This window comes from Escherichia sp. WS1450 (genome assembly GCF_046487395.1).
Taxonomy (GTDB): domain Bacteria; phylum Pseudomonadota; class Gammaproteobacteria; order Enterobacterales; family Enterobacteriaceae; genus Escherichia; species Escherichia coli.
This window is the reverse complement of the sequence record NZ_JBJQJO010000008.1, coordinates 27,901-46,374: the sequence shown is the minus strand read 5'-3', so window position 1 is coordinate 46,374 and position 18,474 is coordinate 27,901. Positions and strand designations below refer to the sequence as shown.

The following is an 18,474-nucleotide window of genomic DNA, read 5'->3' as shown; positions in this document are numbered from 1 at the left end:
CTGAAGTGTTGAACTGCAATAAGTGACGGGATGTCAGTTGGCTAAAAGTGTTCGGATTTTTACAAATCGAAACTCATATTTAATAAAGGTGCATGTTGCTGTGCGCCATAGACATCATTGTCACCTACATTCCCGGAGATAATATCTCGTGGCATGACGATTTTTACTGCGTTAGAAGGATCAAACCAGACAATACGATGAATAAAGTCAGGTTCAACATGATATAAGCGCGCGATCAGTTCTGGGGTTAATTGCCCTGATGATTTAACTCGCTCATAGTTTTCTTTCGTTTTAAATAAAATATCTAAAACCAGTTCGTAAGGTCCGGCATTTTTCGAACGAATGACTTGCGCCAGTGAGACAATTGACTGTTTCATGCCTGAACTCCTTCTGGCGTCACCTGTTCAATATGGAAATCAAAACGCAGAGCGTCGTTGGCTTCAATCAGGTGATATATGGAAAATTCGTATACTGGCCCGCCCTGGATATCAGAAGGGGAGAACGGGAACGCCAGGTTGCCTGCGGTAGCGATGCGGTTTTCATAGCCGTAGTGCAGCATAGTAGAGCGCACCAGCGAGCAAACGCTGTTGGCAATCTCCTGGGTCGGCGCAACTACATCTAGGACAATCCCCAGCTCATGCCCGGCAGTTTGCATCGGTTCATGGTCGCCCATCACCCCGTTTTTGCCGTACAGGTGGAAATTGATGTGAATGCTGTCATCGTCGAGCGACAGGTTACGCGAAACGCTGGTTTTGACTTCATCGATGATTTTATCGATCCCGGCGATCATGATCGGGTCGCGCGTTCCGGCGATGGTCAGACAGCGGAAGCCCACCCGTCGCGCACCTTCCAGTTTCAGGGAATACGGCGTTTCTTCATGCTTAGAACCGCTGACGTACACTTCGCTGTCATTGACCGCTTAAAATGTGCAGCCTTTCAGGTTCAACACGCCGCCAGGTCCAGGCAGGAAGTAGGGATCGGATTTCTCATACAGTGTGTGTGCAGCCGCTGACGTTTCGGTAAATTTACGCTTCGGATTAAATGTCTTCAGCGTAAAGCCGTTGTCATCAATGATGCCCATCGCACAGTCAGAGCCTGAGCCGGGCGTTGCGGCGATTGCCGCGCATTCAAGGATTTTCCCACAATGCAGCGCCAGACCTTCATCAAAGCCTTGCATGATCGGAAGCGCAGCAAAGCAGGCCGGGTCGTAAGCGCGCCCGCCCAGCACCACTTGCGCGCCTTCTTTCAGCGCCCGCTGGAAGGGTTCGATGCCCATTTGCGCAACGATATACGTACTTTCGTCAATCGCGTCGTGGGTTAACGGCGGGACAAACTCCAGCGCCGTGATTTTGCCGTTATCCAGCGCCTGGTGGACGATGGCTTTGTCAACGTCTGCCGGGATCAGCGCCATTGAGAACGAGAGGTGCTCTTCCTGGGCAATCTCATGAATTATTTCTCGGCACCACTCCAGGTGTGGTGCGGCACCAGAACCGCCAGCCGTTCCGATCACCACCGGTATATTATTTTGCACGCCTGCGGTGATCATATAGCGCAGATCGCGCTTGACCCCTGCGCGATCGGTAAACGGTTTGCCTGCCCCGAGGTAGTGGGGGCCTGGATCGGAAGAGCCTGCATCAACGGCGATCAGATCGGGCGATTCTGCCATCGCTTTACGGAAGCTCTCTTCCGGGAATCCATACCCGAGGATTGCCGTTGGCGATAACACTTTAAAAGAACGAGCCATTTGTTAATCCTTAGCCTGCAACAGCGCGATAGTACGATTCATTTCGTTGAAGACGATATCGAGGCCTTCGTCAAAGCCCATCCCTGGCTTTACCAGCATACGCATAGGGCGAGCGGCAAGGGCGACGTGGACACAGGTGCGGGCACTGACATCAGTTTCATTGCAGGTGCCGCCCTGGTACGCTTCCATGCTGTGGCTATTGCAGTAAAGAACCGCATCGACGATGTTGTGAATACTGCCCAGATCCGGGGTTTTGATTTGCACCATGTGACAACTGGCGGCATCAGTAAAATCAACAATATCCTGGTAGGTGTTACACCATTCATCGGCCACAATTTTCACGCCGGAACCGAGGCGCGTCAGCTCTTTGGTAATCGCGGTCAGCAGGCGAATTTGATCGGGCTTGTTACCGGCATCGACCGGCCCTTCAATGTAGAGCGGCAGGCCTTGCGCTTCTTTTTCCAGGCTGGCGATGTATTGCGCACAGCGAAGCGGATCCATATCGAAGATCAGACCGATAGTGCCGTATACATCGATGTGCAGGGTAGGGTGGTAGCGTGCGCTGGTGCGCTTGCTCAGAATACGATCCGACAGCCAGCGGACATATTCGCGCAGTTTTTCACCTTTAAAGCCTAGTTTCTCTTCGACGTTATTAATCAGTGCATGGGGCAGCACGTCGATGCCCTTAAGGATCATCTTATCGACGGCGATATATCGATCGTCACCGCTCTGACCAAATAATGGAATGGATTCCGCCACGCGTGGCAACTGCCATTCATCGCAAACTACTTCAGTTTTCAGACGGCCGGTTGCCAGCGCGGTAGCATCAAGCAGCGCCTGTGATAATCCGTAGCGCACGGCGGTATGCAGCAAGTTGCCGTCAATACGCAATTTGTCGAAGAAACGGGCATTCGGCAGGAAAGCATCCACATCGCGGCCTACCAGTAATGGCTTGATATGGTCGTTGAGAAACGGAATAAAGTGCTCAGCGAGGAACAGTGGATCGCGACCACCTGCCCCGGAATACTGTACGGCAGCACAGTCACCTACGGCGACCGCGCCGTTTTCCAGAATCAACTGTACCGATACGCACTCCCCGGCCTGACGAACGGCGTTAAACCCCTGTGTTACCGGCTCCCCGGTATAAAAAAAGCCGTCATGACCCGCTCCGTTTTTTATCGCCTGCTGGTCATCGAAATAGAATGAGGAGTAGCCAGCGGTGAACAGGGCCTGTTTTATTTTCATTATGGTCTTCCTATTAATTTACTGTGGGATACAGCATTGATGTCATCTACAACCATCTGGAATGTCGGTTGGCGTCCTTCAAAGCGTGCGCGTTCAGCAACGTAATCGTGGTGGAGGTCGAGAATATCTTTTGGCAATGGAACGGCTCCAGCTTCCAGTACGCGTATCGCGCCGGTGTTGTCACGGACCGGAAGAATTTTGCCCGCGTTACACGCGGCTGGTGCAAACGGCACATCCAGTACGCCCGCTTCAAATGCCAGCACCGTACCGCGCGCAATATCACCATTACCCAGTTCGAACACTTTATTCAGTACTGCGCGAACCTCGCTCTTAATCAGTTCAATTTCCAGTTCAACCGCAGGGCACGGCGGGAATTTCTGCTCGTTGACCATGTTGAGCATCTGGCGGGAGGCTTTCAGCCCCTGAATGTTGGCAGCGGCAGTCGGGATACCCCAGGCTTCGTGCGGGCTTTTGGTGATGACTTTGGTGGCACCAGACATCCCCGCGACGGCTGCGCCCCAGGAGATAATAGCGAACGCTTTCGATTCGTCTTCCGGAAAGCCGCCCATCCACTGGTGAAACACGGTACTTAATTCATAGTCGGTATAGCCATAGCTCTGAAAATATTCGTGTGCAAGTTCACGCAGAGACTGGATCGCCGCAACATCCTGCGTCAGGCTGCCGACCTGTCCATAACCAACGGTGATAGATTTCACACCCTGTTCCAGCGCCAGCAAGCCTTCGATTATCGCGATAGAGTGCGAGATAAACGGCGGGATCAGCGTACCCGTTAGTGGGCCAAACGGTTCGCGGTTGATGCGGATCCCGTGTTCTTCATACATCCCCATTAAACGGTCGCAGTACTGCCAGTCGCGGATCGATTTTTCCAGCGTTACGCGTTTGGCATACGGAATATTGTAGGAAATGCCGCCGCCTTCATAACTGGTAAAGCCGCTGGCCATCGAGATTTCAGCCAGCAGACGCGCATCTGGCGTGCCGTGGCGGATCTGTAGCGGTTTTTGCAGAGTTTCGGTGAGGCGACGGCAAGCTGCGACGCCGTGGTTAACGACCGGTAAACCGTTCAGTTTAGAGGTTCCGGCTTCGATGGATTTTTTAATCCCTACAGCAGCTTCTTCGTACCGATTCAGACGGGTATATGCATCGATGGTGCTCGGCAGCAGATCGCACTCTTCTTGTAGTGTTTTCAGTAGTTCGATGTGTTCGTCCATCAGCGCCACGCCTGCGCGCGGTTGGCTAAGAGTTTTACCTTCCTTGTCTGCTTTCAGCAGGGCAAGAGAGAAGCGTTTATGCTCAGGAATGGTTTGTTGGTATTTAACGCCATCTTCAAAGTTTTCAACATCCTTGCCGGTTTCCCAGGTTTTCAATACCTGTTGCCGCTCGGTCATGAATTCGTTATGGGTTAATTTCTTATTTCGAAGTTCCATTGATTGCAGCCTTAATTGTTATAGGGTTAAGCATTGAATACTGGTGCGCGCGGCGGCCAGCGGATCGACTCTGGCGACGTTTGCCAGCAGTGGTAATAGCCCCCGGGAATCGCGGTAATATTCAAATTCGGTCGGTAAGAGAATGCGTTTACCGTAGTCGTTTAACTCGCGGTATTTCAACCAGTGATGCATATCGAACTGACTGGCACGCGAGAGCCATCCGCCGGATCCCACGACTTTACGCACGGTTGTCAGGTCTCGTCCCATCTGTAAATCGACATTGCCGACGCAGGTGCAGACCTCTTTTTTGGTGCCCGCATGTCTTTCGGTGGCATAACCCACACACAGTCCGGCCAGGACGGTATCGAAATATTTTTCTTCTGCATTCGCGGGTAAGTAGTCGGGATGAGCGACTAGATGGCGGAGGTAATGATAAAAAGCGTCCAGCTGTGCGGGTTGCTGAGCAAAATTCACATTGACTAACTCTTTCGCACTTTCACCAACCACCATTGCCGAGACGCGCATTCCCAGATCGCCTTCCACCGTCCGTTTTACGAAGGGTTCCGGTACGCCATGTAAAACAGTGTCGGGCGAGAGCGTGTTGGCACAGGCGGAATAGACATCGGTGGTTGCGCCGCCCATGTCGATCAGCATGAACTCTTTCCAGCTGTGATCGACGTTACTGATTGCCTTAACCAGTTCAAAGACCGTCCATGGTGTCGGCATTGGTTCTTCGCCTGTTTTATCAACAATGACATCCAGCCCTTTCCCTTTAACGATGCGTTTAAGGAATATGTCGCAGATAGCCTGGCGTGCAGCTAAAGGGTTCGGATGGTCAAGATCGGGCAGAACGTTGTCGACGATGGTCAGGTCTTTATGCCCGAGGATCTCCTGCACCTCGTCCTGAATATCCCGGTTTCCGGCATAAATAATGGCGCAGTCGAGTTTGGATTCTGCCAACACACGGGCGTTATTCAGTCCGTAGCTTTCTTCTCCGCCATCGGTGCCGCCGGTGAATAAGAGAATATCGGGCTGCGTTTCTTCCAGTGCCTGGATATCACGGCGGTTCAGCTTGTAGGCGTAATATTGCGCAATTTTAGCACCCGCAGAGTGAGCGGTTACTTTCGCGGTTTCCAGGGTGATAGAAGGCACCAATCCCATTGCGGCAACCGCCAGCCTACCTTTGGCAGAGGAGGAATACTTCAATGCAACCTCACCACTGTTTAACAGGGGGAGGGCATCATCTACGTTTAACACCTGGTCCAGGCTGGAGAAAAACCCCTTCGCCAGATGATGGGTGGTGGTTGGGGTCAGAACGTGGTTAACCAACGTTAACGCGTCCCCCTCCCGGGTGAAGAGGGCTGCTTTGGTCCACGTCGAACCAATATCGACAGAGACGATTTGCATCAGATTGCCTCTTCAAGAATGCGAGTATCAACGTTATGACGTTGGTTGATATCGTGGGCCATCAGCTGACAAACATCTTCTAAGTCATGACTTGGGGAAAAGACGCGATCAAATCCCATCTCTTTGAACTTGGTTTCCACGTCAGCGAAGTCATGTTTTCCGACCACCAGGTTACCGCCCACATAGAGCAGGATGTTACCCAGCCCACGCTCGATGCAGCGTTCGCGCATGCCCAGACAATCGATATCGCCATGCCCATAGATAGAGGAGACGACAATCGCGTCAGCACCAGTTTCAATGGCAGCATCAATATATTCGTCCTGGCTGACCATTACGCCCAGATTAATAACTCTGAAGTCATGGTTGCTAAAAACGCGGTCCAGAACTTTATTGCCTACTGCATGGCAGTCCGCGCCAATAACGCCAATCACAAGTGTTGCTTTCTTCATGGGTAATCCTTTGTAAGACAGAGAGTAAAATAAGTTACACACGTCGTATTTATGGCCGCTCATAACGGCACAGGTTTAATATCACAGGAGTGTCTTTATCTGACCGTAATGTTGCAATTGATCTATTTTCAAAATGTCTTTCGGGAAATGATTGTTTAAAGTGTGTTTTCAAATTCTCATTTTAATTCAGTGTGTTATGTCAACTAATGTCATGAATGTTAAATTTTTAAAATTAACTTGATTTGATGTATTGAGATAATTGTGATCAACTTCTAATTTGCATTTTTGTGACGTGGCTTTAGCCATGAGTAAATGCATTTCATAAAAGTTAAGTCGAATTTCACTGCAATTCATCTCTGCTTAATGTAAAAATAATGTTGAAAATAACAAATAATTAATGATTCATGCGAATTATGACCTTTGTTAGCTCTTTTGATTTTTCGTAAAAAAGAAAAGTACATGAAGGTGCTACCAGTACGAGTAACGTTAATCAAAAGTTTTATTACGTCTGGCAATAACGCAGGCCATTTTCGCGACTGGGTGGATTTAATCAGTATAATCCTCATACAATAGGTCAGGATTTACTGAACCGTTAACGGGGATTTGGTGTTGAAATTTAGAAATGGCGGAGTCAATTAATGAAGACAATATCGGAAAAATGACAGTGTCAGAATTAATTTCAATTAATCCTTCTCGTTGTTGACCAAAAAAGATATTTATCTTGATTTCATTTGTACTACGGCAATCAATATGCAGTAATTTTTGATCGCTGAGATTTTCTGTTTCATAAATGTTTTTGGCGATAGTCGGATGTATTGATGCCAGACATCTGCTCAGATAAGCCAGATCCTTTAGGGAATACCCCGCTGAGTAGAGGATGTCAGAGAATTTTTGTGTGTCAACTGTTGTCTCTGAAGCGTATGTTGCATTGACAGGAAGGGTGTTGAAAGAGATTTGAGATGGGATCATTATTTAAATCTTTCCGTGAGTAATAAAAATTAATCCCCGGGCATTGTTTAGCAATATTTGCCACAGGGAATATATAAAAATTAAAGTATTTGATTGGCATCGGTTAACTGATCAATAACCAGTGCCAGATTGGTAAACATTTTGAAAAAGCGATACTGGCTCGGAATATCTCTTTCAAAGACGAAACATTCAATGTCATTGTTTGAAAAATAAAGGACTAGTGTTGCTGATTCGTCAGGAAAAATATGGAAATATATCTGGTTACCAGAAGGAGGATAGTCCAGAAGAAGGGTATCTTTGCCCGTCACATACCTGTTGTGGTCGTGGATGCTGCGCTCACACTTCATCAGAGGTGTCATGATACTCATGTATTCATCTGATGTTAATATATTAAAATCACCATCCATTTTAAAGAAACGATAAAGTAACAGTACATCCTCTTGCGTAACCGGTTCGTTTGTTTTTAGAGGGAAATAAGTGGGAACCAGAAGATGAGGTTCTAATCTATTTTGTTGAGCGCTATAACTAAATTTGAACATAAATTCCGGATCGCTCATCAATTGAGCGACATAATTATGCCTGGCTTCAAAAGTTTTAACTTTTATCAGGTTAAATAAGTCTGTTTCGTCATCCTGTATTAAAAGACATTGACCATAGCAGCCAGGCTTTTTTTCATTATAAGCAGAAACGGTTATTCTGTCAGGAGTGTCAACGTTATATCCAAAAGCCAGATAGTGACCTTCCTCATCGAGATTTGTTTCCAGGTTATTTAAATTCATCACATGAAGTGTTTGCAATGCTGGTTCAATGAGCTGTTGACTCTCTGAGGTAAATGTTTCGCGCTGCGTTGTATAAAGTGTATCGATTCCAACGACTATCCGATGTGGGTCAAGGATGGCGGCAATCATCTTTATTACCTGCACAGTCATGGGTGATGTCATTGATTCTTTATCTGTTTTTAGAGGATCATTAGATGGCCAACCTGAGAAGCGATTGACAGCAGAACTGATATTATCAGGACTCATAGCAGCAACCTCATTGTAATCAAGCGAGGCGCTGAGCGTACTCGGCTATAGAAAAACTAACTTGCAAAAATCGCTCATTTTTCATTTATCAGGCGAAAGTGGTCTCTGTTCACTCAGAAACAATCACTCCCGCTAAGTCATACCTGTTTCATCGATACATTTAAGTGATTATTACTAATGAAACAATAACATAACGGGCTTACGGCCGGTGCTCATAAACGCAACAATCAATTAACTTTGATAAAAATATGTTATGTAAAATAGCAACAAATTGGCTAATCTAATCAATTGGTATTATAAAAAGTGGATAAGGCGGTTCTGTTAAATAAAACACTGGTTTTTTATCTATACCTTTTCATTGTAATAATTGTGTTGCATAAATATTTCACAATAAATTAACAATAAAATCACCAATGATCTATGGTTTATACATAATTAACATATTTGGTTGGTTTTGATATAAATCAATTTTTAATTCTTGAAAAAAATCTGCAAAACACGATAAATTGTCGTAGATCAAATTGGTGAGATCGTGACAATTTCGCTATAAATTGATCACTGTCGAAAAATGCAAATTTGCTCAATAAAAACCTGTTTATTGTAAGGATTTTGCGGCGTAATATAATTACGGGATCAATTTGGTTTATTCATTAACATATTTGTAACTTTTTTATCATTGTCTTTTCCTCTTTTGATGAAATGGCAACGATAGAGGCGAGCAAATAATTTTGTATTGGGGCATGCGTGTGACCCTTTCTAACGGGGTTCACTCTCGGAGTCTTCATGCGATGAGCAAGGAGTCATGATGTTAGATATAGTCGAACTGTCGCGCTTACAGTTTGCCTTGACCGCGATGTACCACTTCCTTTTTGTGCCACTGACGCTCGGTATGGCGTTCCTGCTGGCCATTATGGAAACGGTCTACGTCCTTTCCGGCAAACAGATTTATAAAGATATGACCAAGTTCTGGGGCAAGTTGTTTGGTATCAACTTCGCTCTGGGTGTGGCTACCGGTCTGACCATGGAGTTCCAGTTCGGGACTAACTGGTCTTACTATTCCCACTATGTAGGGGATATCTTCGGTGCGCCGCTGGCAATCGAAGGTCTGATGGCCTTCTTCCTCGAATCCACCTTTGTAGGTCTGTTCTTCTTCGGTTGGGATCGTCTGGGTAAAGTTCAGCATATGTGTGTCACCTGGCTGGTGGCGCTCGGTTCAAACCTGTCCGCACTGTGGATTCTGGTTGCGAACGGCTGGATGCAAAACCCAATCGCGTCCGATTTCAACTTTGAAACTATGCGTATGGAGATGGTGAGCTTCTCCGAGCTGGTGCTTAACCCGGTTGCTCAGGTGAAATTCGTTCACACTGTAGCGTCTGGTTATGTGACTGGCGCGATGTTCATCCTCGGTATCAGCGCATGGTATATGCTGAAAGGTCGTGACTTCGCCTTCGCTAAACGCTCCTTTGCTATCGCTGCCAGCTTCGGTATGGCTGCCGTTCTGTCTGTTATTGTTCTGGGTGATGAATCTGGTTACGAAATGGGCGACGTGCAGAAAACCAAACTGGCTGCTATTGAAGCCGAGTGGGAAACGCAACCTGCGCCTGCTGCCTTTACTCTGTTCGGCATTCCTGATCAGGAAGAGGAGACGAACAAATTTGCGATCCAGATCCCTTACGCGCTGGGCATCATTGCAACGCGTTCCGTGGATACTCCAGTTATCGGCCTGAAAGAACTGATGGTGCAGCATGAAGAACGCATTCGTAACGGGATGAAGGCGTACTCTCTGCTCGAGCAACTGCGTTCTGGTTCTACCGACCAGGCGGTTCGTGACCAGTTCAATAGCATGAAGAAAGACCTCGGTTACGGTCTGCTGCTGAAACGCTATACGCCAAACGTGGCTGATGCGACTGAAGCGCAGATTCAACAGGCAACCAAAGACTCCATTCCGCGTGTAGCGCCGCTGTACTTCGCGTTCCGTATCATGGTGGCGTGTGGCTTCCTGCTGCTGGCAATCATCGCGCTCTCTTTCTGGAGTGTCATCCGCAACCGCATTGGCGAGAAAAAATGGCTGCTGCGCGCCGCGCTGTACGGTATTCCGCTGCCGTGGATTGCTGTAGAAGCGGGCTGGTTCGTGGCTGAATATGGCCGCCAACCGTGGGCTATCGGTGAAGTGCTGCCGACAGCTGTGGCGAACTCGTCACTGACCGCAGGCGATCTCATCTTCTCAATGGTGCTGATTTGCGGCCTGTATACCCTGTTCCTGGTGGCAGAATTGTTCTTAATGTTCAAGTTTGCACGCCTCGGCCCAAGCAGCCTGAAAACCGGTCGCTATCACTTTGAGCAGTCTTCCACGACTACTCAGCCGGCACGCTAAGACAGGAGTCGTCAAATGATCGATTATGAAGTATTGCGTTTTATCTGGTGGCTGCTGGTTGGCGTTCTGCTGATTGGTTTTGCAGTCACTGACGGTTTCGACATGGGGGTGGGCATGCTCACCCGTTTCCTCGGTCGTAACGACACCGAGCGTCGAATTATGATTAACTCCATTGCACCACACTGGGACGGTAACCAGGTTTGGCTGATCACCGCAGGCGGCGCACTCTTTGCTGCCTGGCCGATGGTCTATGCCGCTGCGTTCTCCGGCTTCTATGTGGCGATGATCCTCGTGCTGGCGTCTTTGTTCTTCCGTCCGGTCGGTTTTGACTACCGCTCCAAGATTGAAGAAACCCGCTGGCGTAACATGTGGGACTGGGGCATCTTCATTGGTAGCTTCGTTCCGCCGTTGGTGATTGGTGTAGCGTTCGGTAACCTGTTGCAGGGCGTACCGTTCAACGTTGATGAATATCTGCGTCTGTACTACACCGGTAACTTCTTCCAGCTGCTTAACCCGTTCGGCCTGCTGGCAGGCGTGGTGAGCGTAGGGATGATCATTACTCAGGGCGCAACCTATCTGCAAATGCGTACCGTGGGCGAACTGCACCTGCGTACCCGTGCAACGGCTCAGGTGGCGGCACTGGTGACACTGGTCTGCTTCGCACTGGCTGGCGTATGGGTGATGTACGGTATCGATGGTTATGTCGTGAAATCGACAATGGACCATTACGCAGCCTCTAACCCGCTGAATAAAGAAGTGGTTCGTGAAGCTGGCGCATGGCTGGTAAACTTCAACAACACGCCAATTCTGTGGGCTATTCCGGCACTGGGTGTGGTTCTGCCGCTGCTGACCATCCTGACTGCACGTATGGATAAAGCCGCGTGGGCGTTTGTGTTCTCCTCCCTGACGCTGGCCTGCATCATCCTGACTGCCGGTATCGCAATGTTCCCGTTTGTGATGCCGTCCAGCACCATGATGAACGCAAGTCTGACAATGTGGGATGCAACTTCCAGCCAGCTGACACTTAACGTCATGACCTGGGTTGCGGTGGTTCTGGTACCGATCATTCTGCTCTACACCGCCTGGTGTTACTGGAAAATGTTCGGTCGTATCACCAAAGAAGATATTGAACGTAACACCCACTCTCTGTACTAAGTAAGGAGCTAAAAATGTGGTATTTCGCATGGATTCTGGGAACGCTTCTTGCCTGTTCGTTTGGGGTAATCACCGCGCTGGCGCTTGAGCACGTCGAATCAGGCAAAGCCGGTCAAGAAGACATCTGATGAGTAAGATTATCGCAACCTTGTATGCGGTAATGGACAAGCGCCCCCTGCGGGCGCTTTCCTTCGTGATGGCGCTTCTGTTAGCAGGATGTATGTTTTGGGACCCGTCACGTTTCGCCGCGAAGACCAGTGAACTGGAAATCTGGCATGGTTTATTGCTGATGTGGGCCGTCTGTGCTGGTGTTATTCACGGCGTGGGCTTTCGTCCGCAGAAGGTTCTCTGGCAAGGGATTTTTTGCCCTTTGCTTGCCGATATTGTTCTCATTGTCGGGCTGATTTTCTTCTTCTTTTAAATCAGAATTCTCTTTAAAAATTTATGGGCCGCTTCAGGCCCATAAATTTTTACGCTCCCTTAACTTGCCCTCATTCCCAAACCTCAATCGCGCGCGTATAGTAGCAGCGTTTAAAAGCTCTAACTTTTGTTGCATTACCGGGATGTAAAGTGAATACAACGCTGTTTCGATGGCCGGTTCGCGTCTACTATGAAGATACCGATGCCGGTGGTGTGGTGTACCACGCCAGTTACGTCGCTTTTTATGAAAGAGCACGCACAGAGATGCTGCGTCATCATCACTTCAGTCAACAGGCGCTGATGGCTGAACGCGTTGCCTTTGTGGTACGTAAAATGACGGTGGAATATTACGCACCTGCGCGGCTCGACGATATGCTCGAAATACAGACTGAAATAACATCAATGCGTGGCACCTCTTTGGTTTTCACGCAACGTATTGTCAACGCCGAGAATACTTTGCTGAATGAAGCAGAGGTTCTGGTTGTTTGCGTTGACCCACTCAAAATGAAGCCTCGTGCGCTTCCCAAGTCTATTGTCGCGGAGTTTAAGCAGTGACTGACATGAATATCCTTGATTTGTTCCTGAAGGCTAGCCTTCTGGTTAAACTTATCATGTTGATTTTGATTGGTTTTTCAATCGCATCCTGGGCCATTATTATCCAGCGGACCCGTATTCTTAACGCAGCGGCGCGTGAAGCCGAAGCGTTTGAAGATAAATTCTGGTCTGGAATCGAACTCTCTCGCCTCTATCAAGAGAGTCAGGGGAAACGGGATAATCTGACTGGTTCGGAACAAATCTTTTACAGCGGGTTCAAAGAGTTTGTGCGCCTGCATCGTGCCAATAGCCATGCGCCGGAAGCCGTAGTGGAAGGGGCGTCGCGTGCTATGCGTATCTCCATGAACCGTGAACTTGAAAATCTGGAAACGCACATTCCGTTCCTCGGTACGGTTGGCTCCATCAGCCCGTATATTGGTCTGTTTGGTACGGTCTGGGGGATCATGCACGCCTTTATCGCCCTCGGGGCGGTAAAACAAGCAACACTGCAAATGGTTGCGCCCGGTATCGCAGAAGCGTTGATTGCGACGGCAATTGGTCTGTTCGCCGCAATTCCGGCGGTTATGGCCTACAACCGCCTCAACCAGCGCGTAAACAAACTGGAACTGAATTACGACAACTTTATGGAAGAGTTTACCGCGATTCTGCACCGCCAGGCGTTTACCGTTAGCGAGAGCAACAAGGGGTAAGCCATGGCCAGAGCGCGTGGACGAGGTCGTCGCGATCTCAAGTCCGAAATCAACATTGTACCGTTGCTGGACGTACTGCTGGTGCTGTTGCTGATCTTTATGGCGACAGCGCCCATCATCACCCAGAGCGTGGAGGTCGATCTGCCAGACGCTACTGAATCACAGGCGGTGAGCAGTAACGATAATCCGCCAGTGATTGTTGAAGTGTCTGGTATTGGTCAGTACACCGTGGTGGTTGAGAAAGATCGCCTGGAGCGTTTGCCACCAGAGCAGGTGGTGGCGGAAGTGTCCAGCCGTTTCAAGGCCAACCCGAAAACGGTCTTTCTGATCGGTGGCGCAAAAGATGTGCCTTACGATGAAATAATTAAAGCACTGAACTTGTTACATAGTGCGGGTGTGAAATCGGTTGGTTTAATGACGCAGCCTATCTAAACATCTGCGTTTCCCTTGCTTGAAAGAGAGCGGGTAACAGGCGAACAGTTTTTGGAAACCGAGAGTGTCAAAGGCAACCGAACAAAACGACAAGCTCAAGCGGGCGATAATTATTTCAGCAGTGCTGCATGTCATCTTATTTGCGGCGCTGATCTGGAGTTCGTTCGATGAGAATATAGAAGCTTCAGCCGGAGGCGGCGGTGGTTCGTCCATCGACGCTGTCATGGTTGATTCAGGTGCGGTAGTTGAGCAGTACAAACGCATGCAAAGCCAGGAATCAAGCGCGAAGCGTTCTGATGAGCAGCGCAAGATGAAGGAACAGCAGGCTGCTGAAGAACTGCGTGAGAAACAAGCGGCTGAACAGGAACGCCTGAAGCAACTTGAGAAAGAGCGGTTAGCGGCTCAGGAGCAGAAAAAGCAGGCTGAAGAAGCCGCAAAACAGGCCGAGTTAAAGCAGAAGCAAGCGGAAGAGGCGGCAGCGAAAGCGGCGGCAGATGCTAAAGCGAAGGCCGAAGCGGATGCTAAAGCTGCGGAAGAAGCTGCGAAGAAAGCGGCTGCAGACGCGAAGAAAAAAGCAGAAGCAGAAGCCGCCAAAGCCGCAGCCGAAGCGCAGAAAAAAGCCGAGGCAGCCGCGGCGGCACTGAAGAAGAAAGCGGAAGCGGCAGAAGCAGCTGCAGCTGAAGCAAGAAAGAAAGCGGCAACTGAAGCTGCTGAAAAAGCCAAGGCAGAAGCTGAGAAGAAAGCGGCTGCTGAAAAGGCTGCAGCTGATAAGAAAGCGGCAGCAGAGAAAGCTGCAGCCGACAAAAAAGCAGCAGAAAAAGCGGCTGCTGAAAAGGCAGCAGCTGATAAGAAAGCAGCGGCAGAAAAAGCCGCCGCAGACAAAAAAGCGGCAGCTGCAAAAGCAGCAGCTGAAAAAGCCGCTGCAGCAAAAGCGGCCGCAGAGGCAGATGATATTTTCGGTGAGCTAAGCTCTGGTAAGAATGCACCGAAAACGGGGGGAGGGGCGAAAGGGAACAATGCTTCGCCAGCCGGGAGTGGTAATACTAAAAACAATGGCGCATCAGGGGCCGATATCAATAACTATGCCGGGCAGATTAAATCTGCTATCGAAAGTAAGTTCTATGACGCATCGTCCTATGCAGGCAAAACCTGTACGCTGCGCATAAAACTGGCACCCGATGGTATGTTACTGGATATCAAACCTGAAGGTGGCGATCCCGCACTTTGTCAGGCTGCGTTGGCAGCAGCTAAACTTGCGAAGATCCCGAAACCACCAAGCCAGGCAGTATATGAAGTGTTCAAAAACGCACCATTGGACTTCAAACCGTAATCGCGATGTTGACTGTTCCGACGGTCAACATCAGGCACCGGTTGCCACGGGGTTCTGGTAGTTTTGTGTATTTTAGTTTGTTAACATTCTGCTAAATTATCGTGGGCCATCGGTCCAGATAAGGGAGATATGATGAAGCAGGCATTACGAGTAGCATTTGGTTTTCTCATACTGTGGGCATCAGTTCTGCATGCTGAAGTCCGCATTGTGATCGACAGCGGTGTAGATTCCGGTCGTCCTATTGGCGTTGTTCCTTTCCAGTGGGCGGGTCCTGGTGCGGCACCTGAAGATATTGGCGGTATCGTTGCTGCTGACTTGCGTAACAGCGGTAAATTTAATCCGTTAGATCGCGCTCGTCTGCCACAGCAGCCGGGTAGTGCGCAGGAAGTACAACCAGCTGCATGGTCTGCGCTGGGGATCGACGCAGTGGTTGTCGGCCAGGTCACTCCGAATCCGGACGGTTCTTACAATGTTGCTTATCAACTTGTTGACACTGGCGGCGCACCGGGTACTGTACTTGCTCAGAACTCGTACAAAGTGAACAAGCAGTGGCTGCGTTATGCTGGTCATACCGCCAGTGATGAAGTGTTTGAAAAACTGACCGGCATTAAAGGTGCGTTCCGTACCCGTATTGCCTACGTTGTTCAGACCAACGGCGGTCAGTTCCCGTATGAACTGCGCGTATCTGACTATGACGGTTACAACCAGTTTGTCGTTCACCGTTCACCGCAGCCGCTGATGTCTCCGGCGTGGTCACCAGACGGTTCTAAACTGGCTTATGTGACCTTCGAAAGCGGTCGTTCCGCGCTGGTCATCCAAACGCTGGCAAATGGCGCAGTACGTCAGGTGGCTTCGTTCCCGCGTCACAACGGTGCACCTGCATTCTCGCCAGACGGCAGCAAACTGGCATTCGCCTTGTCGAAAACCGGTAGTCTGAACCTGTACGTAATGGATTTGGCTTCTGGTCAGATCCGCCAGGTGACGGATGGTCGCAGTAACAATACCGAACCGACCTGGTTCCCGGACAGCCAGAACCTGGCATTTACTTCTGACCAGGCCGGTCGTCCACAGGTTTATAAAGTGAATATCAACGGCGGTGCGCCACAACGTATTACCTGGGAAGGTTCGCAGAACCAGGATGCGGATGTCAGCAGCGACGGTAAATTTATGGTAATGGTCAGCTCCAATGGTGGGCAGCAGCACATTGCCAAACAAGATCTGGCAACGGGAGGCGTACAAGTTCTGTCGTCCACGTTCCTGGATGAAACGCCAAGTCTGGCACCTAACGGCACTATGGTAATCTACAGCTCTTCTCAGGGGATGGGATCCGTGCTGAATTTGGTTTCTACAGATGGGCGTTTCAAAGCGCGTCTTCCGGCAACTGATGGACAGGTCAAATTCCCTGCCTGGTCGCCGTATCTGTGATAATAATTAATTGAATAGTAAAGGAATCATTGAAATGCAACTGAACAAAGTGCTGAAAGGGCTGATGATTGCTCTGCCTGTTATGGCAATTGCGGCATGTTCTTCCAACAAGAACGCCAGCAATGACGGCAGCGAAGGCATGCTGGGTGCCGGCACTGGTATGGATGCGAACGGCGGCAACGGCAACATGTCTTCCGAAGAGCAGGCTCGTCTGCAAATGCAACAGCTGCAGCAGAACAACATCGTTTACTTCGATCTGGACAAGTACGATATCCGTTCTGACTTCGCTCAAATGCTGGATGCACATGCAAACTTCCTGCGTAGCAACCCGTCTTACAAAGTCACCGTAGAAGGTCACGCGGACGAACGTGGTACTCCGGAATACAACATCTCCCTGGGTGAACGTCGTGCGAACGCCGTTAAGATGTACCTGCAGGGTAAAGGCGTTTCTGCAGACCAGATCTCCATCGTTTCTTACGGTAAAGAAAAACCTGCAGTACTGGGTCATGACGAAGCGGCATACTCCAAAAACCGTCGTGCGGTACTGGTTTACTAAGAGAATTGCATGAGCAGTAACTTCAGACATCAACTATTGAGTCTGTCGTTACTGGTTGGTATAGCGGCCCCCTGGGCCGCTTTTGCTCAGGCACCAATCAGTAGTGTCGGCTCAGGCTCGGTCGAAGACCGCGTCACTCAACTTGAGCGTATTTCAAATGCTCACAGCCAGCTTTTAACCCAACTCCAGCAACAACTCTCTGATAATCAATCCGATATTGATTCCCTGCGTGGTCAGATTCAGGAAAATCAGTATCAACTGAATCAGGTCGTGGAGCGGCAAAAGCAGATCCTGTTGCAGATCGATAGCCTCAGCAGCGGTGGTGCAGCGGCGCAATCAACCAGCGGCGATCAAAGCGGTGCGGCGGCATCAATGACGCCGACAGCTGATGCTGGTACTGCGAATGCTGGCGCGCCGGTGAAAAGCGGTGATGCAAACACGGATTACAATGCAGCTATTGCGCTGGTGCAGGATAAATCCCGCCAGGATGACGCAATGGTGGCATTTCAGAATTTCATCAAAAATTACCCTGATTCAACTTACCTGCCAAACGCCAATTATTGGCTGGGTCAGTTAAACTACAACAAGGGTAAAAAAGATGATGCGGCGTACTATTTTGCTTCGGTAGTAAAAAACTATCCGAAGTCGCCAAAGGCTGCAGATGCGATGTTTAAAGTCGGCGTCATCATGCAGGACAAAGGTGACACCGCAAAAGCGAAAGCCGTATACCAGCAGGTTATCAGTAAATACCCTGGTACTGATGGCGCTAAACAGGCGCAAAAACGTCTGAACGCGATGTAATGCATAACACACGACCAGAAGTCGCATTATTTCTGGTCGTGTCGTGCGAATCATAAGCAGTTGAGTGATCTGCATCGAAATTTTTGTTGCGCTCAAGTCTGAAATCAGTAATATATGCCGCCGTTGCCACGGGATATCAAACAAACCGAAAGCAACGAAAAAGTGGGTCGTTAGCTCAGTTGGTAGAGCAGTTGACTTTTAATCAATTGGTCGCAGGTTCGAATCCTGCACGACCCACCAATCGCTAAGGTGGAAGCGGTAGTAAAACGTGAAGGATAACGTTGCGTCAGCAACGGCCCGAAGGGCGAGACGAAGTCGAGTCATCCTGCACGACCCACCACTAACATAGTTAGTTGTAGTATCCAGCGTAGTATTGGGTGATTAGCTCAGCTGGGAGAGCACCTCCCTTACAAGGAGGGGGTCGGCGGTTCGATCCCGTCATCACCCACCACC

Annotated in this window: 18 protein-coding genes, 2 tRNA genes and 1 pseudogene; 13 read left to right on the top strand and 8 right to left on the bottom strand. The window is 49.4% G+C overall.

All coding sequences use genetic code 11. The features are described 5' to 3' along the window. Nucleotides 1–59: 59 nt before the first annotated feature. From ACJHYR_RS11750 to ACJHYR_RS11715, 8 genes and pseudogenes are all read right to left on the bottom strand, one after another. Nucleotides 60–377 carry a DUF4387 domain-containing protein gene (locus ACJHYR_RS11750; protein ID WP_000813947.1) on the bottom strand — a complete coding sequence of 106 codons (318 nt, stop codon included), beginning with the start codon at nucleotides 375–377 and terminating at the stop codon, nucleotides 60–62. After that, a pseudogene (locus ACJHYR_RS11745) lies at nucleotides 374–1,744 on the bottom strand (acyclic terpene utilization AtuA family protein). The gene ACJHYR_RS11750 and the pseudogene ACJHYR_RS11745 overlap by 4 nt, the downstream one beginning before the upstream one ends. A gap of 3 nt (nucleotides 1,745–1,747) precedes the next feature. Continuing rightward, a complete protein-coding gene (locus ACJHYR_RS11740) occupies nucleotides 1,748–2,989 on the bottom strand; it encodes a methylaspartate ammonia-lyase (RefSeq protein WP_000695027.1) in 1,242 nt (413 codons plus the stop codon). Next, nucleotides 2,989–4,434 carry a methylaspartate mutase subunit E gene (locus ACJHYR_RS11735; protein ID WP_000423334.1) on the bottom strand — a complete coding sequence of 482 codons (1,446 nt, stop codon included), beginning with the start codon at nucleotides 4,432–4,434 and terminating at the stop codon, nucleotides 2,989–2,991. Before ACJHYR_RS11735 ends, ACJHYR_RS11740 begins: the two co-directional genes overlap by 1 nt. An 18-nt stretch (nucleotides 4,435–4,452) precedes the next feature. After that, on the bottom strand, nucleotides 4,453–5,841 hold the full coding sequence (glmL, locus tag ACJHYR_RS11730) for a methylaspartate mutase accessory protein GlmL (RefSeq protein ID WP_410233112.1): 1,389 nt from the start codon (nucleotides 5,839–5,841) through the stop codon (nucleotides 4,453–4,455). Beyond that, nucleotides 5,841–6,290, bottom strand: a complete 450-nt coding sequence (gene glmS / locus ACJHYR_RS11725) for a methylaspartate mutase subunit S (protein ID WP_000710394.1) — start codon at nucleotides 6,288–6,290, stop codon at nucleotides 5,841–5,843. Before glmS ends, glmL begins: the two co-directional genes overlap by 1 nt. A 546-nt stretch (nucleotides 6,291–6,836) precedes the next feature. Beyond that, a complete protein-coding gene (locus ACJHYR_RS11720; RefSeq protein WP_000613122.1) occupies nucleotides 6,837–7,259 on the bottom strand; it encodes a hypothetical protein in 423 nt (140 codons plus the stop codon). An 80-nt stretch (nucleotides 7,260–7,339) separates the two neighbouring features. Beyond that, nucleotides 7,340–8,284, bottom strand: a complete 945-nt coding sequence (locus ACJHYR_RS11715; RefSeq protein WP_059328162.1) for a hypothetical protein — start codon at nucleotides 8,282–8,284, stop codon at nucleotides 7,340–7,342. Nucleotides 8,285–9,089: 805 nt separating this feature from the next. Between ACJHYR_RS11715 and cydA the strand changes: the two genes are divergently transcribed. The 13 genes from cydA to ACJHYR_RS11650 all read left to right on the top strand — a co-directional run bounded on the left by cydA (nucleotide 9,090) and on the right by ACJHYR_RS11650 (nucleotide 18,472). After that, on the top strand, nucleotides 9,090–10,658 hold the full coding sequence (gene cydA / locus ACJHYR_RS11710; protein ID WP_000884361.1) for a cytochrome ubiquinol oxidase subunit I: 1,569 nt from the start codon (nucleotides 9,090–9,092) through the stop codon (nucleotides 10,656–10,658). Between the two features lie 15 nt (nucleotides 10,659–10,673). Then, the gene (gene cydB / locus ACJHYR_RS11705; RefSeq protein ID WP_000568275.1) at nucleotides 10,674–11,813 is read left to right on the top strand and encodes a cytochrome d ubiquinol oxidase subunit II; all 1,140 of its coding nucleotides are present in this window, start codon (nucleotides 10,674–10,676) and stop codon (nucleotides 11,811–11,813) included. A gap of 14 nt (nucleotides 11,814–11,827) precedes the next feature. Then, the gene (cydX, locus tag ACJHYR_RS11700) at nucleotides 11,828–11,941 is read left to right on the top strand and encodes a cytochrome bd-I oxidase subunit CydX (RefSeq protein ID WP_000270282.1); all 114 of its coding nucleotides are present in this window, start codon (nucleotides 11,828–11,830) and stop codon (nucleotides 11,939–11,941) included. Beyond that, nucleotides 11,941–12,234, top strand: a complete 294-nt coding sequence (gene ybgE / locus ACJHYR_RS11695) for a cyd operon protein YbgE (RefSeq protein ID WP_000034602.1) — start codon at nucleotides 11,941–11,943, stop codon at nucleotides 12,232–12,234. The genes cydX and ybgE overlap by 1 nt, the downstream gene beginning before the upstream one ends. A gap of 149 nt (nucleotides 12,235–12,383) precedes the next feature. Continuing rightward, nucleotides 12,384–12,788: a tol-pal system-associated acyl-CoA thioesterase gene (gene ybgC / locus ACJHYR_RS11690; RefSeq protein ID WP_001098384.1), complete on the top strand. Its 405-nt coding sequence runs from the start codon at nucleotides 12,384–12,386 to the stop codon at nucleotides 12,786–12,788. Beyond that, nucleotides 12,785–13,477: a Tol-Pal system protein TolQ gene (gene tolQ / locus ACJHYR_RS11685; protein WP_000131314.1), complete on the top strand. Its 693-nt coding sequence runs from the start codon at nucleotides 12,785–12,787 to the stop codon at nucleotides 13,475–13,477. Before ybgC ends, tolQ begins: the two co-directional genes overlap by 4 nt. Nucleotides 13,478–13,480: 3 nt before the next feature. Then, the gene (gene tolR / locus ACJHYR_RS11680) at nucleotides 13,481–13,909 is read left to right on the top strand and encodes a colicin uptake protein TolR (RefSeq protein ID WP_000090097.1); all 429 of its coding nucleotides are present in this window, start codon (nucleotides 13,481–13,483) and stop codon (nucleotides 13,907–13,909) included. A 64-nt stretch (nucleotides 13,910–13,973) separates the two neighbouring features. After that, nucleotides 13,974–15,239 (top strand): cell envelope integrity protein TolA, encoded by a 1,266-nt coding sequence (tolA, locus tag ACJHYR_RS11675; protein WP_000030637.1) that lies wholly within the window; start codon nucleotides 13,974–13,976, stop codon nucleotides 15,237–15,239. Nucleotides 15,240–15,371: 132 nt separating this feature from the next. After that, a complete protein-coding gene (tolB, locus tag ACJHYR_RS11670; protein ID WP_001295307.1) occupies nucleotides 15,372–16,664 on the top strand; it encodes a Tol-Pal system beta propeller repeat protein TolB in 1,293 nt (430 codons plus the stop codon). 34 nt (nucleotides 16,665–16,698) lie between these two features. Next, entirely contained in the window at nucleotides 16,699–17,220 is a 522-nt protein-coding gene (gene pal / locus ACJHYR_RS11665; protein ID WP_001295306.1) for a peptidoglycan-associated lipoprotein Pal, read from the top strand. Between the two features lie 9 nt (nucleotides 17,221–17,229). Beyond that, nucleotides 17,230–18,021 carry a cell division protein CpoB gene (gene cpoB / locus ACJHYR_RS11660; RefSeq protein ID WP_000097567.1) on the top strand — a complete coding sequence of 264 codons (792 nt, stop codon included), beginning with the start codon at nucleotides 17,230–17,232 and terminating at the stop codon, nucleotides 18,019–18,021. Nucleotides 18,022–18,185: 164 nt separating this feature from the next. Beyond that, nucleotides 18,186–18,261, top strand: a tRNA-Lys gene (locus ACJHYR_RS11655). Between the two features lie 135 nt (nucleotides 18,262–18,396). After that, nucleotides 18,397–18,472 (top strand) — tRNA-Val (locus ACJHYR_RS11650). The last annotated feature ends 2 nt before the right edge of the window (nucleotides 18,473–18,474 follow it).